The organism is Sphingobacterium arenae (genome assembly GCF_014692505.1).
GTDB classification, from domain to species: Bacteria; Bacteroidota; Bacteroidia; order Sphingobacteriales; family Sphingobacteriaceae; genus Sphingobacterium; species Sphingobacterium arenae.
Genome location: NZ_JACNYK010000001.1, coordinates 133,246 through 149,042, shown reverse-complemented (window position 1 = coordinate 149,042; position 15,797 = coordinate 133,246). Strand labels below are relative to the sequence as shown.

General features: G+C 44.2%; 7 protein-coding genes. All 7 read right to left on the bottom strand.

The window, feature by feature from the left end; all coding sequences use genetic code 11:
* Positions 1 to 9: 9 nt before the first annotated feature.
* The gene (locus H8B17_RS00720) at positions 10 to 1,668 is read right to left on the bottom strand and encodes a glycoside hydrolase family 28 protein (RefSeq protein ID WP_190307270.1); all 1,659 of its coding nucleotides are present in this window, start codon (positions 1,666 to 1,668) and stop codon (positions 10 to 12) included.
* A 52-nt stretch (positions 1,669 to 1,720) separates the two neighbouring features.
* A complete protein-coding gene (locus tag H8B17_RS00715) occupies positions 1,721 to 2,803 on the bottom strand; it encodes a pectinesterase family protein (RefSeq protein WP_223816270.1) in 1,083 nt (360 codons plus the stop codon).
* 7 nt (positions 2,804 to 2,810) lie between these two features.
* A complete protein-coding gene (locus H8B17_RS00710) occupies positions 2,811 to 4,295 on the bottom strand; it encodes a pectate lyase (RefSeq protein ID WP_190307268.1) in 1,485 nt (494 codons plus the stop codon).
* 63 nt (positions 4,296 to 4,358) lie between these two features.
* On the bottom strand, positions 4,359 to 5,999 hold the full coding sequence (locus tag H8B17_RS00705; protein ID WP_190307267.1) for a DUF5123 domain-containing protein: 1,641 nt from the start codon (positions 5,997 to 5,999) through the stop codon (positions 4,359 to 4,361).
* A gap of 19 nt (positions 6,000 to 6,018) precedes the next feature.
* Positions 6,019 to 8,046, bottom strand: a complete 2,028-nt coding sequence (locus H8B17_RS00700; RefSeq protein WP_223816269.1) for a RagB/SusD family nutrient uptake outer membrane protein — start codon at positions 8,044 to 8,046, stop codon at positions 6,019 to 6,021.
* A gap of 12 nt (positions 8,047 to 8,058) precedes the next feature.
* Positions 8,059 to 11,340 carry a SusC/RagA family TonB-linked outer membrane protein gene (locus H8B17_RS00695; protein WP_190307266.1) on the bottom strand — a complete coding sequence of 1,094 codons (3,282 nt, stop codon included), beginning with the start codon at positions 11,338 to 11,340 and terminating at the stop codon, positions 8,059 to 8,061.
* Between the two features lie 149 nt (positions 11,341 to 11,489).
* A complete protein-coding gene (locus tag H8B17_RS00690) occupies positions 11,490 to 15,788 on the bottom strand; it encodes a hybrid sensor histidine kinase/response regulator transcription factor (RefSeq protein WP_190307265.1) in 4,299 nt (1,432 codons plus the stop codon).
* Positions 15,789 to 15,797 lie beyond the last annotated feature (9 nt).

The following is a 15,797-nucleotide window of genomic DNA, read 5'->3' as shown; positions in this document are numbered from 1 at the left end:
GTTTCTGTTTTAGTTCAGTGTTACTGCTTCTTTGCTTGCTCCATGATGGAAGCTCATATTACCCTTATCAATCGGGGTGTTTTTAATGATAATATTCGACGAATTGGAGCCATGTACTTCCACAACCTGTGGTTGTTTCTGATCGAATTGCAACCCTTTAAATGCAAGGTCTTTTGCACTTTCGATATACAATAAAGGAGCTTCTGTCTGGGTATTTAATAGCGCATTTTCTATCGTAATATGCTGTGCATCTTTTATTTCAATTCCTTTATTCACGGTCAGGTTTAAATTCTTCATATGGATATGTTGTACTGGCATTTCCGGCAACCCACGCACGAAGACACCTACCTTAGCGCCGTTGCAATGGATGTTTTCGATAAATACGTTTCTAATTCGTGGTGTCTCTACCGTTACCGGAGGAATTTCCTGTACTTCGTTTGCTTCTGGTGGTTTGGTCCAGTAGTACATATCAAAGAAAATGGCTTCGTCAACAATATGTGACATGTTTATATCACGGATATGAATATTCTCTACGATACCACCGCGACCACGTGTGGTCTTGAAACGTATCCCTTTGTCCGTGCCCATAAACGTACAATCTTCGACGAAAATATCTCGCGCACCTCCCGACATCTCACTGCCTACGACGAATCCACCGTGTCCTAAATATACTTTATTACGGCGGATGATTACTTTTTCCGTGGCTATACCTCTTTTGCGTCCTTCCTCGTCTTTGCCCGACTTGATACAAATAGCATCATCACCCACATCTAAAATACAATCTTCAACGAGCACATAAGAGCAAGATTCAATATCGATGCCGTCTCCGTTTTGGGCATAGTCGGGATTTTTGATCTTGACGTCCCGGATCGTGATATGTTGGCTCATGAGCGGATGGAGGTTCCATGCGGGTGAGTTCTGTAAGGTGACACCTTCTAGTAGTACATTTTCACATTGCGTTAAAACAAGTAAGTTGGGGCGTAGGTAGTCCTTAATATCTTCAAAATCTGCCAAGGTTTTCCCTTTGCCCAATAAAACGGAACGTTTTTCCTCGTGAGCCCGTTTCGTTTTTTCGGAAGGGAACCACGTTTTGCCGTCCTCGCTGACCAGTCCACCAGAGGCAACCTTATCGCGCCACTCTCTTTCCGTTAGTGCTCCTTTTCCAACCATGCGCCAGGCATCGCCGTTACCATCGATTGTGCCCTTGCCGGTAATGGCAATATTTTTTAAGCTTTTACCGCTAATGGGAGACTGGTTTCGGGCAGATGGCTTGCCTTCATAGTTTCCTTCTACGATCTTATATTGATCAAAGTCGGTCGTGAACTGTAAGAAGGCGTTGTCGTCTAAATGCAGGTTCACGTTGCTCTGCAATTCCAGTGGTCCGGAAAGCCAATATCCAGCAGGGATTAAAACTACACCACCGCCTTTTTTGCTCGAGGCGATAAGTGCTTCTTGGATACTGTGGGTATTGAGCGTGCGCCCGTCTCCCTTAGCTCCAAATTGTCGGATGTCGATAGTGTCTTTCGGAAATTCCGGTTGTGTAATTTGCGGCAGGTTGTCCCAATGATAGGGACTTGTAGAGGACTGCGCCTGCACGTGATGGATATTGTTTAATATACATAAAACGGTGGCGCTGAGCAAAATCTTCTTTGTGCGGTTAAAAATCATATTTTTTCTTTAAAAATTACAGTCTGGTATTTCGTTTTTGGGAAAAGGGTCTTCATTCTATTGTTATGTTCACTTCATCGGATTTAAAATCTGGATGCTTACCGCCGATCACCTTATCATAGCTGAAGCTGGCCGCCTGTTCATCGGTTAACTGCCTAGACCATGAAACGCGGGTATCTATGCTAGCGCCTATACCGGTAGATTTGTACTCGGCATAAAAAGCTGTTTTTTCATTATCGGGATTCCCCCAATTATGCCACCCGGGTTGTTGTATGTGCTCATCCATAGCGCATTCGATGAATATAACCTTTGCATTCGGGCGCCAGGGCCTACCGAGGTAGACGGAACTTTCTGCTACCGTGGGATAGGCGGTTACCTTGCAGTGTTGAAACACATAGCCGTAGGCCTGATTTTCTGGTGTAGATGCTGCCGTAATGTATCCGTTGCGTGTGCTTTTCAATTGGCAGTTGTCAAAATAAGCTGTCGAACCGCCGAAAATAAAATCAACTGAGCCTTCTATAAAGCAATCTTTCAAATATTGATAAGTTCCATTGCCAGCATACCAAGTGTCTTGGTGTCCTAAAAATCGACAGTTTCGAAAAGAGGAACGTGCACCACCAATATTGATCGCCAGCGCCTGTCCCGCGGTCATTCCAGCGGTATTCTCAAACGTGATGTTTTCGGCCACGAAATTATTTCCATATACGAAAAAAGAAGCCGAACCACTCGTTCCATATTCAGAACCATCCGGTTTACGTCGGCTGGCATAATTATCATACGTTAAAACGGTGGTTGCTTCGTTTTCTCCGACCACGTATATATAGTCTTTATTCTTCGGCACGGTAATGACCTCTTTATACGTGCCTTTTTTGATATAGATGTAGTAATATTCCGTTCTATTATTTGGTGCGGCATTAATCGCGTCTTGAAGGGATGTGAAATCCCCCGTACCATCTGCGGCTACAACAGCATTTGCTTTGATTGTTTTATCCTCTCCTTCTATTGGCGTAGTTTCATCCGATGTTTCCGAACTTTTAGAACACGATATCAAGATGGGATAAACGGCTATTAGTAGGATAGAGCAAAGCACAGAGATACCTGGCATGCAATTTTTTATTTTCAATATTGAAATCATACTATCGTTATTTAATGTTCACTAGACTATTCATGTACACCTCAATATTATCATACGCCGTGCTGAGATCCCGTCCATTGGCGTTTGGCTTATGAGGATCGAGGGTGTGGGCAACTTCCCAGTCGTCGGGCATGCCGTCTCCATCCGAATCCTTCGGGGCGGTGTTCGATTGTAACTCGGGCCAACCGCCTACATCCTGCGGACTGTCAATAATGCCAAATCGGCTATTTTGATCACCGCTGGAACCATGAGCAGTATACGTTTTATTGCGTACATCGTCTATAATCCGCAGGTCAACGGCGTCTCTTTTTAAGCTAGCACCCACATGCGCTAAAACTTTTTCATAAGCATCTTGCGCCGTCTGCGTTTCGACATTGCCTTCATTATCATGGGGTGTCCCGATTTGCATCGCGATCTTGTCTGCCTCCGATACGTCACCATAGCTGTGATGAAACTGGTTATAAACACCATAAGTCCAGTTATCTTCTGTCACCTGCGGCTCGCCTTCAAAAAAATTTCCGGCAATATAATATTTCCCCCATATATCATACATCGGCTCATCCGGGTTTTTGCTTTTATCAATAGAATAAATACGCGTTTTCGCGCGTGTGGCGGGACCTGGCTTATAATAATTATTGACCAAATTGATGTGCATTCCCTCACCACCATAGGCACTGTTCCCCGCCCAATTATAGATTACATTATTTCTATAATCCACTAGAGAACGCTTGGCAATATCTGTTCCGCCACGCTCTCCAAAGCGCGGATTACGGCTATCGTGATGTGCGAGTAGATTATGGTGAAAGCTAGCCTTTATTCCACCAAATATTCCGCCATAACCGTGTGCGCCTTTATCATGCGCAGAAACCCGTAAACTCTCCGAGATAATGCACCATTGCATGGTGAAGTTTTCATTGCTATAAAAAGATACGCACTCATCGGTGGACCAACTCATCGAACAATGATCGATGATAATATCCTTTTGTTCGAAACCACCTAAAGCATCGGCCTCTACATTTTTTTCATCGCCCATTCGGAAACGCATATAGCGTATAATGACATTTTCCGTGGAAACCACCACCGGATAATTCTTGATGGTAATGCCATCGCCGGGAGCCGTCTGCCCAGCAAGCGTAATATGGGGATTTCGGATGTTTAGTTGTGATTGCAGTTCAATGGTACCCGATACGTCGAATACGATAATACGAGCACCAGATGCACTGATTGCAGCGCGCAAGCTACCCTCTCCGGCATCATTTAGATTGGTTACTTTAATAACCTTCCCCCCGCGGCCTCCAGTCACTTTTTGTCCGAAACCCTCTGCCCCCGGAAAAGCTAATGCCTCTTCAACAACGGGCGTTGGGCCATCGTCATCGTCGTTACCGCTGTCATTCTCGGTGACACCGTTACCCTTACTACAAAAGGTAAATATTATTAAGGATAAGATAGTCAACGGGATAAAAAGCGTATTGTATATTTTCTGTATGTTCATAACAATATGTAATTTATATATGCCCACAGGGAGCTTATTCCCTGTGGGCATATCGGGTTATTTTTATTCGAACCAGCGCGGATCGCCAGCTGTCCCACGACCGCCAAAACCATTTCCTGGTTTAATCCTAAAATCGCCGGCATCCGGATCTACAAAAAGATCGGCAGCGCTACCGCTGAAGAGGGTAATATCCGCAAATCCACGAGAATCCCTTTCTATCTCAAACTCATTCGTCCGATAGCTACCTGCAAAGGATACCGGAAGACTGAAGTTTGCATGGTCATAGCTGGTTGCATTCAGCTTCGCCCCGCTGTTTGTGCCAGCAATAATATTATTGCTTCCAACAAATGCTAACGGCAACCGGTTGGTATCGAAGCGCAGTAATTGAGCCATGCTAGCATGCTGGTTGTAGAATGTGCAATTTTCTACGGCGATCTTCTTAACCGCAACCCGTACATCCATGAGCTGTGTAGCAAGATCTGTTAGCGTACTGTTGGTAAACTTGATGGAATCTACAACAGCCTCACTTCCCCCCACATTTACAACACCCCAGCCTCCGTTTCGGTCGATCTGACAATTATCAAAGGTAACACCACCCACAGTGACTGCGTTGTTCAACCGTACCACACCATTTCCGAACCGTTCGATATAACAATTGATAAAAGAGTAATGCGCTACATTGGCACCATTCTGTTCTTGTGTAATTAGGAAAGAAGCGCCACTAGCGGCGTATATGTCAAGATTTTCAAAAATCACCCGACCGAATTGTGTATTTACGAGCTTAAATGAATTGATCGTTACCTTAGGTTTTGTTCTGGTTGGCGTCATTTCGCCGGTCATACTGACGTTAGTTACTCCCGCAGGGATTGTAACAGTTCCAAGATCATAAGTGCTTCCACCAGCAAATACAAAGGTAATATCCGAATTTCCGGCAGCGACAGCGTTCTCCGCCAGACTGGTTATATTATCTCCCGGTTTTACGGCAATCACCTCTCCGCCGGCGATTCCGGCCGTGCGGATGAACATATGTCCACGTTGTACGTCATCCTTATAAATCGAAACCGTGTATACTGTACCTGCTTTCAAATCACGTAATGTAATAGAACCATCCGCTTTGTTTTCTGCAGACAGATCAATGCGTTCGACCTTAATACCAGTATCCGTACGATTCGCCAAGGTATCACCGAAAAAAACATGGGTCACTTCCGAATTTTTAGGCCAACGCAGTGTTATACTGTTCACGGCAATCTCCGGAGCCGTAAACAATTGTTCGGCTGCCGTCCTAAATGCAAATTGTACATAGTCCGATTCGAGCCCTGTTTCATCACTGATTCCCTTCATCCTTACGGAATACTGCGATAGGCCATCCAGGCCTTCAAATATTGTTTGATATAGTACCCTCGTCGGTGTGGTAGAAGGTGCAAAAGGCGTTAAGGTATCCGCTAGGATTTCTACCGTTTTGACAATTTCGTTAAACTCTAAGCTATCTTTACTAAATTCAAAGATATAGCGATCGGCCGATACCACTTGCGTATAGCCAATTTCTACATTCGTATCTCCTGTTAAGGTAGGTCCAAAAGTTAAAGAGCGGAAAAGCCGTTCGTGCGATGGATCAACCGCCCAATCGTTTACTTTCTTCTCGCAGCTTGACATAGCTAGTGCCGTTGCAACTAGCATGATCATATTTATTAAAATCTTTCTCATGATTGTTTCCCCTAATGCATTAATATCCATATGAATTTTCTAAATAACCTCTTGACTCACGGATATCGTCCACATAGATGGCAAACGGATAGCGATAATTACATACGCCGTTCCCCATTTTATATTGTCGCAGTAAATTTTGGATTTCCGTTCCATAGGTCAGGGTAGATAGAAATTCCGAATAGTCGTATGAAGCCATCAGACCTGTTCCTGCCAGAAGCGTTCTCACGGGCCACATGGTATAGTTGTAGGTACGGCCCGGCTCTACAGTGGCCGGTTTTTCGGCTGCCGTTGTAAACCAAGAGACAGACAGCCAATCTCCTCCTGGATTAGCGGGAAGATCGCCATAATAATTTAACGAGCTTTGATCTATGTATTCTGCATTCCGGAACCTGTAGTAGACGGTTTTGGGAAAATCCGAAGGTTGATAGGTTTTGTCAAATATGGTCACGGGTCGCGTATTATCGTACATGAGACAAAGTGCTTTCTTCATGTCTTCGATTTTCTCGTATAGCAATCCCCAACGGACTAGATCTTGTTTGCGGATTGATTCTCCTCCAAACTCCCATGCACGCTCGTTGATGACCGCGTCCAAGAAATTGGGATCATATTGGGTTATCTTTGCCGACCCGGTGCCGAAAGCTCTTTCACGTACCTTTTCTAGGGCTTGGCGTGCGGATATCCCGGCCGCTTCGTGTACGGCGTCTGGGTTTTCTAATTGGCTCAACGCTTCGGCATACATCAGGTACACGTCCGAATAACGCATCAAAATCCAGTTCACACCGGTAGCAATCCTTCCGCTAGCGGTTTTATGCATCGCCAAATAGGCATCAGACATCCAATATATCCGCCATTTTCCAAATTTAACATCATAGGGGTTGGTGCTCACATTTTCCTTATTATCGCCACCGTATCCAATCCAGGTCAAGGTTACATCGCGACGCTGATCTTCGCGGTCGAACGAGTAAAAATAGTATGCGGTAGAGGTTACATAGCTACCGCCGAAGCCCCTCGATCCGTATTTAGATCCGCCTGCGACCGCGTAGCCCATTAACGAGCCGATATCACCGTTCTGCCCCATACCGAACGCAACTTCGAAAAGATTTTCATTGAAGCTGTTCAACTGACCACCACATATGGTTTCCCATATATGTTGAAAGCTCGGATCTAAGGCGTGTGGGTTGTCGGGCGAGCCAATCAGCTCTGCCGTATGCTGGGCAGCAATCTCATAGTAATCGCGCCAGTTTTTCGGACGTCCTACGTAGTAACCGTTGGTTTCGGGAATGGTTGGGTGTTTTTCCGCCGTGGAGTTGGGGAATAGACTCGCGTCCCTTAACGACCAGCCTCCGGCAAATAACGCTACCCTTGCCAACAGACCTTTCGCAAAGCCTTTGGTGATACGCTCTACGGTACCGTATTCGCCCGTAGCACCTTTATAGGGTAGGTATGACTGTGCTTCGTTTAGATCCTGCACGAGATAGTGGTAAATGGTATCTTTGTCTGACTTTCCGGAATATACGTTGGAAAGATCGGATTTAGAAGCTTCTTTTTTATAAGGTGCATCACCCCAATATCGCGCAATTTCAAAAAAGGCCAATGATTTGAGCGTAAGTGCTTCTCCCAATAGTGGTTTCATGGTTGCTGCATCGCTTTCTAATATGGGGGAGTTACGGATGCCATCTACGACAGCCGTGGACATCTCGGCAAATTCATATAGACGCTGCCAACGGGTGGTTTGATTGTTGGCATCACCAAAAAAGTTGCCGGCACCGTAATCACTGGTCGGTTGGACATAGTTGGTCTCGCTAAAGCTGCCATTGGATTCCGTATCCGACACGCCTTGCCAGTTGACGGCAAGCTTCTGACCGTATATATACGCGTCTGTCATCCGTCCATAAAGCCCCATAACGGCCGCTTTTGCCATGGAGCTGGTGTTGAATACGGTCTCCGGGCTCAACGAAGAAGGCGACTCTGTTTCTAAATACTTTTCACAAGCGGTGAAAAACGTGACGAACACGACAGAAATTATTCCTATTATCTTTTTCATTTTCATCATCTCTTAAAATGTAACATTTAATCCAAACAACACTTTTTTAGATTTCGGATATGCGGAATACCCTACTCCTGGGGTTAATGCATTCCGTTGGGTATCTACTTCGGGATCCTGTCCGGTGTATTTTGTCCACACATGTAGGTTATATCCCGCAACGTATACCCGTAGGTTTTGCATGAGCAAACGGTTAGCGATATGTGAAGGCAAGGTGTAACCAAGGGTTAGATTGCTCAGCCGTAAAAACGAACCGTCTTCGATAGCCCAATCTGTCAAGATACGCGCATTGGCTGCCATGGGATTCCACATGGTCTTTCCTTCGTTTAATGCCCGGAACATCTCGGGATTCGCTTCGTTTCCAAACATGATGTTGTATCCCGTAGCGGGGTCGATGGTGGTGAAACGCTCCGATAGGCGCATATCTGCACTCAAGTTTTGGTAGCGTTTCGAACCCTCATAGGCGTTGAAATCAATTTTGTCGGCATTATAGATGTTGTTTCCGTAAGACCAGTTAAACATCGCCGCCAGGTCAAAATTTTTGTAACTGCTATTCAACATAAAACCGCCCGTATGTTTAGGCTGTGCCCTACCAATAACCACCCGGTCATCGTCTGGATTGACAACGGTTCCCTCTCCTCCTACTTTTTTTAGTTTGATATGACCTGGTCCAAAATAATTACCCGAGCGGGACATGACGTGGGAAGCGTCTACCACACCATCGTTTAAAATCCACTTATTTTGATCCCCATCAAAATGGAAATCATCAAAAGTATAATAGCCATCGGAAAGAAATCCGTACATCAGCCCCACAGATTGGCCTACTATAGCTCGGAAATCATCCCGCCCGAAATCCAACCATGCAGAGGCAGGCGTATTCATCTCGTCCAATCCATCAAGAAGCGCTCGGATTTTATTTCGGTTGAACGAGATATTGAAGTCAGCTGATAACCGAAAATCTTTTTTCTCTATTACCACAGCCGAGGCGGAAAACTCTAATCCCTTATTGGAGGTGCTACCGATGTTCTGGTATTGATTTGCATAGCCAGAACTGGAAGGAAGAGGAACTTGAAGAATCAGGTCGTTTGTAATATTATTATAGGCATCGATCGTGACATTGAACCGGCTGTTCAAGAAGCTTAAGTCTAGACCTATATTGGTAGAGACTGTACTTTCCCAGGTTAGGTTTTCATTTTTGAGTGTGTTTTTTGTACGTAATGCACTCTGGGGCGTTTCACCGATGTAATACAGCTGATTACCTCCAGTGACGAACCCATATTCCTGTCGCCAATAAGAACCTACTCTAGCGTTGCCCACCGCTCCACGGCTTAAGCGTAATTTTGCATCAGATAGCCAACTACGCGTATTCTCCATAAAGGTTTCGTCAGAGAAACGCCAGGCGAAAGCAGCACCAGGAAAGAAGCCCCACCGGTTGCCGGGTGCAAAAACGTTCTTGCCATCTACTCTTCCGGTCAGGGTCAATATATACCGATCGCTGAGGGTATAATTGACCCGAGAAAAGTAGGACGAAGTTCTGGATGGCTCGCCGATCGTAGTATAAGTAGGTTGTGGCGTGCCGTAATTCCACATCGCTAATACATCCTGCGGAGTGAAATCTTCGGGATAGAACTTGGACTCCATTAACATATCGTTCCGTTGACTGTTTGTGATCTCCTGCCCACCCACGATGGTAAAGCGGTGTTTATCTTCTTGCAAATTGAAATCATACGTCAGGACGTTTTGTATAGAATACAAGGTTCCTTTTCTATCTTCTCTACGAGCTACGGGCTGTCCGCCATTAGAGCTTGACTGCCCCGTGCCACGCACCCATATATTATCCGTAAAATCTTTGTTATACCCAAAGGATCCTTTGGTGCTAAAGCGCAGCCCATCGATAATTTTCCAGTTGAAGCCGGCATTAAAGGTGAGGTTAAAACGATTTTGATCTTTATATTCATTTTCGACATTCACGACAGGATCGCGCAAGGAACTTAGCGCTTCTGGTGAAGTGATATCTTCTGCACCGCCAAGGGCATCCTCGGTCAAGGAGGCTAAACTCCGTACCGGGGCATATTTAACAGCCTCCCGGAGCTTTCGTCCATCCGATATACTGGGACCCTGTATTTCCGTTGCAGACATACGCGAATTAAACTCGAAAGACAGTTTAGGGCTGATTTTCTTATTAAGTTTGGCGCTGACATAATCACGCTGATAGGCAGAGTTTAGCATAATATAATCTTCATCGTCCCGGGTATAATTGATGTTATAGGTTAAGCTGCCATCTTGGTCGCCCCCACTGAGTCCAACATTGTAATTCTGCTGTATACCGGTATTGCCGTAAAGCCGGTCTTGCCAGTTGATACCTGCTTTGGATTTGTAGATATCCAGGTCTTCCCACAGCCCATACATGGAATTGAAACTATTATTGGCGGAAGTTGACGGATCAAGCTCCCGTTGCCAATAGACGTATTCATAAGGAGATAATACTTCTGTCAAGTTGTAGACGTTACTGACACCCAAATACGAACTAAATGCGATTTTAGGCGAACCGCCTTTACCAGACTTAGTCGTGATCAAAACGACACCGTTGGCTCCCTCTGACCCATAGATAGCCGTTGATGCGGCGTCTTTCAGAACGTCGATGTTCTCGATATCGGTCATGGGAATATCGTTGATATTGGCAACCCGGAAGCCGTCTACGATATATAGCGGAGAGTTATCTTGCGTGATGGAGTTTCCCCCACGCACACGAACCTTTATATCAGCATCCGGAGATCCTTCTGTGATAGTTACATGGACCCCTGGCATTCTCCCTTGTATGGCTTGAAGCACCGAGACAGTAGGTAAATCTTTTAGCTGCTCTGCATTAATCGATGCGACAGAGCCGGTTAGATCTTTACGCCTCGCTGTTCCATATCCAATGGCAACAACCTCTTCTATAGTCGAAGAACTTCCCTCCAAAACAACATTAACGCGGGTGCGTGCGGATATAGAGACCTCCTGCGATTGCTTGCCCATATACATAAAAACAAGAATGGTGTTCTCTTCGATGTCTCGTAATGCATATTGACCGGCGTTATCGGTAGAGGTAACTTTATTTCCCCCTTTGACGCTTACCGTTACCCCTCCTATGGGATTGCCATCGGTATCATTAACCCGTCCCGTGACGTCAATCAGCTTTTGGACAGCCGCGGTTTCAAACAACCGATCTGGATCCAATCCCGATGCATGGGCCATGTAGCTATAACAGGCCATACTGATCAAGAAAAATGATGTGATTAAATTTAGTTTCATATTACTTTGGTTTATAGTTTTAGCCTCCTTTGCATGCAACCGATTGCAACAAAAGGCACCACAAGTATAAGAGACAGAGCCGTTTTCGAGGTTCAAATTTTGATTAATAAGGTTTAAATTTTAAATCCACCTGTGTGGAGAGGCAAATTTTAGAAAGTATTTCGCTCGGGCGACTTTTTTTGTTGGAAATATGTCTTAGGCGACATACCAAACTTTTCCCGAAAACAAGTACTGAAATACTTCGGGTTACTAAAACCGACTTGATAGGCGATTTCTGCAATATTATCCAATCCTTGATCCAACAATATTTTGGCTTTTTGAAGCCGCATGTCCCGCACAAACTCCACCGGAGCGGTATCGGTCAGACTTTTGAATTTTTTATAGAACGTATTCCGACCCAAATTGAGCGAATCCGCTATTTGATCAATACTTAACGTAGGACATTCCATTCTCTCCTCCACGATGGAAATAACATTCCGAAGAAACTCCCGGTCATGGTCTGTGATAATGATATCATCCGTGCATATCAACAGCTCGCGTTGATTTACCATATGTTCAAAAAGAAGCTTACGTTGTTTTAAAAGACGCTGTAGAGAAGCCAATAGAAAATCCAAATGGAAAGGTTTGGTGATATAATAGTCTGCACCATATTGAAGACCCTGTATCTGTGTTTCTATGGCGTGCTTCGCACTCAGCAGAATAATAGGGATATGACTTGTTTCGGTATGTTTTCTTAATTGCTTCACCAGGTCTATTCCATTCATACCAGGCATCATTACGTCGCTGACGATAATGTCTGGTTGGTTTTTTATGGCCGCAGATAATCCGTCATCTCCCTGTCCAGCTTCTATTACTTGGTAGTATTTCCGTAGCTGCGAAACTAAAAAGGCACGGAGTTCTTCATTATCTTCGACAAGAAGGACTTGTTCTTCTTTTGATGCTGCGGCTTCTTCTTGCCACCCGTCAGTATCATGGTCTAGATAGGTGCCGATATTTTCTTGTACAACAGGAATAAACTTAGGTTCGGCACATTTTTCTTGATCTAACATTAAGGAAAAAGTAACCTCTAGGCCTCCACCTTCGCGATTTTTTGCCCATATTTTACCACCGTGTAGCTGTATGAGTTCTTTCGCAAGAGATAATCCTATGCCCGAACTTTTTTCCGATTGGAGGAAGGGCGTCGATTCTATATGAAAGAGTTCAAAAATTTCGTTCAAAGCCTCTTCATGGACACCAGGTCCCTGATCAATTACCGATAGAGTTACAGAACCTTCTGCTGTATTTACGTTAAAGGCTACGGTAACTTCCGTATTTGGGTATGTATATTTTAAGGCATTGGATAACAAATTGTACAGGACGATTTCCATATTATCCGGGTCTATTGTCAAAGATAAGGGTGCGTCGGGGAGGTTGTGTCGTAGACGAATATTTTTCTCTTTTGCGACCACTTGAAAACCATTCAGCACATGATGCACAAGCGAAATAAAATCAGTGGGGATTTTATGCAATTTGTAGCTGTTCTCCTGTATCTGCCTCAATTCTAGCAGTTGATCTACAAAACGTTGCATGCGTTTTGCATTCAAGTTGATTAATTGCGTATACTGACGATTTTCTTCATTTAGCTGTTTACTCTTGAGCAGTTGTTCTGCCGGACTGATAATCAGCGTTAAAGGTGTTCTTAATTCGTGCGAAATATTTGTAAAAAAACGCATTTTGACTTCTGCCATCTTTTGCTCAATAAAGACGCGTTGCTTTAAAAGCCATATTGATTTAACGAAATAGCGGACGAATGCCAGTATGATTATAGTGAGGCATAAATAAAGGACATAAGCCCACCATGTTGCCCACCAAGGAGACGATATGACGATGGAAAGCCTTCGGAAAGGTCCAGCTGTATAGAGATCATATTCCCCTTTCACTTCGAATATGTAATGACCAGGTTTTAGATTCGTGAATGTCGCCCGATTTAACGAGCCGTTCTGCTGCCAGATACTATCTAATCCCAATAACCTGTATGAAAAGTTAGGATTGCCTGTGCAGAAATCTGTTAAAGTAAAATCGATACTGATATTGTTTTCGTCGTGGGGAAGAATTAGGTTATCGATATACTGAATATTCACTTTTTCCTTATCTCCTATTAAATTTCGTTCCTCATTATTGACCCACAATCCTGTCAGCGCCATTGTGACCGCTTTTGGTTTTGCTTGCATCTTCGTAGGACTTACCGTGAGGAAGCCCTTGTTCGTTCCGAAGAAAAGACAGTTTTCCGCTGTCCCAGACACTGTTTTCTCCGAAAAAGACAGACTATTAAGTCGATCTCCGGCGTCCATGTTCATAAATTGTTTACGATGTTGGTCATACTTGATTAACCCACCTTCGGTGGAAAGCCATAGATTGCCTTTAGAATCGGCGGTGCCGCCTAAAATAAAACTATTGTAAAGTCCTTGCTGCCGTCCGAAATTCGTGAACGTCAATTCTCTAAAAGGATTGCCTTCTACTTTGGTAAGCCCGCCGCCAGACGTACATAAGTACATTGCCCCTTGTGCGTCCGAAAAAATATATTGTATATCATTGTCGCCCAGTTTTATAGGATGATGTGGGGTGTCAAAGAAAAAGCGGGTCTCCCCATGCGGGGCATGTATGACCAGTCCTTCTGTCGTTGCAATCCACAAGTTTCCATGCGGATCAAAAGTGATGTGGCGGATTTTGTTAAACAATCTGTTTTGTGTCGCATGGCTTGTCCAGGTGATCTTTTTCACGTCAACCTTTCCAAACCCATGTTCCAATTTATATAATCCATTATCGAAAGTACCTACCCAGATACGCTGTTTCTGATCTTGGGCCAATGTATATATTTGGTCGGCGTCCAATCCATGCTGTTCGCTCGTAATCCGACTTAATGTATACCCGCCATCACCTTTGGCCGCTGCCTTAAACAATCCTAATGCTTTTGTCCCAATCCAGATATTACCGGAATGATCTTCCAACAAACTGTAGATACCATCAGACGCTTTAAAAATGGTAGGATTAAAAAGAGAAATCGCCTTTTCGTCCTGTCGAATGTAGAGGTTTCCCGCTTTTGTTCCCACCCATAATTTTGCAGTTGCATCCAACATCAAACTTCTAACCTCATCGTTTAAAGCATCGTGCTTGTCGATGAACAGATCATGATGGTGAAAAGCAACATCGGAAAAAACAAGTTTGACAAATCCTTTCTCCTCAGAGGTAAACCATAAAGCTCCGCTATGATCATAGAAAAAAAGATAGTTATATTGAGGCAAAACCGTGGCTTGCGATCCAATGTCGCTCATCGAAAATCTGACTTCCTGTGCATTTTCATCAAAGTAGCCGAAACCACCTCCTCTAATGCTGATCCATACGCGTTTGTTGACATCTTCAAAGCAAAAAAACGGTGTCTTTGTATTCTGTTTCGCATATAACGGTTCAAAAATGCGTGACAAACTGCTCCGCCGATCTAAATAGAGCACACCGCCCTCCTGTTCTATCCAAAGATTTCCCTTACTATCTTCGTACATACCATAGAGGGATTGATGTCCTTCGAGGAGTTTATCCACAGCCTTTGTCGAAAGGTTGACTCTAAATAGACAACCGTCATGACGTGTGGCATATAGGAAATCCCCATAATTTGAGAAAAGGATAGCGTGGACAATATCTCCACCGATTTTTATCTTTTCCACTTGATGTTGACCATCTTTTAATAATAATATATCGGAATTATGAGCTATGAATGCAGAGCCCCATTTTCCATGAGCAAATTTGACAACCGGCCCTTCTGTATATACACTACCCATGGATTGGTATTCTTTATCTAACGGCGAGAGATGGTCAAGCCCCTTGTTGGTTGCTATCCAGATATGCCCCCTTTTATCCTGATGAACAATATTAATGGTATCCGAGGAAATGCGATAAGGTGTTGCGCTTTTCGGGCTAAAATGTAAGATGTTGGCTGACCTGTCTCTACGAGGTATGGCCACGATGCCCTGTTCTTCTGTGCCAAGCCAGACATAATCATCGGTTAAGAGGAATATCTTATTAAAAAGATAGGTGCGTCCCAGGGATTGCTTTATCAACGAGGATAAGGCGTGAAACCTTTCTGTCTTTTTGTTAAACCAATAGACTTGGTGATCGTATGTCAATACCCATAGATAATCGTCGTCATCTAAAATTTGTATAATTCTACGCGTTTGTAGAGATAGGCTGTTGCCGTGTTCTTGAACAACATCAAATGTTTTAAACGTTGTTCCGTCATAGCGATTGATGCCATTCCAGGTGCCTAACCATAGAAAACCATCTTTATCTTTCGTGATACACGACACCGTACGGTGGGAAGGACCATTTTCCTTGGTATATGTCGTTAAATGACCGACCGCTTGTGGAGAGCCCACAAGCGGTAAGATAAAAAGTAATATAATACAAAGTGTACGCAATTATCCGAT

What these genes read in the sequence shown, in the direction of transcription:
- H8B17_RS00720 (WP_190307270.1), bottom strand. Translation starts at nt 1,668, where the DNA reads ATGATTTTTAACCGCACAAAGAAGATTTTGCTCAGCGCCACCGTTTTA.
- H8B17_RS00715 (WP_223816270.1), bottom strand. Translation starts at nt 2,803, where the DNA reads ATGATTTCAATATTGAAAATAAAAAATTGCATGCCAGGTATCTCTGTG.
- H8B17_RS00710 (WP_190307268.1), bottom strand. Translation starts at nt 4,295, where the DNA reads ATGAACATACAGAAAATATACAATACGCTTTTTATCCCGTTGACTATC.
- H8B17_RS00705 (WP_190307267.1), bottom strand. Translation starts at nt 5,999, where the DNA reads ATGAGAAAGATTTTAATAAATATGATCATGCTAGTTGCAACGGCACTA.
- H8B17_RS00700 (WP_223816269.1), bottom strand. Translation starts at nt 8,046, where the DNA reads ATGAAAAAGATAATAGGAATAATTTCTGTCGTGTTCGTCACGTTTTTC.
- H8B17_RS00695 (WP_190307266.1), bottom strand. Translation starts at nt 11,340, where the DNA reads ATGAAACTAAATTTAATCACATCATTTTTCTTGATCAGTATGGCCTGT.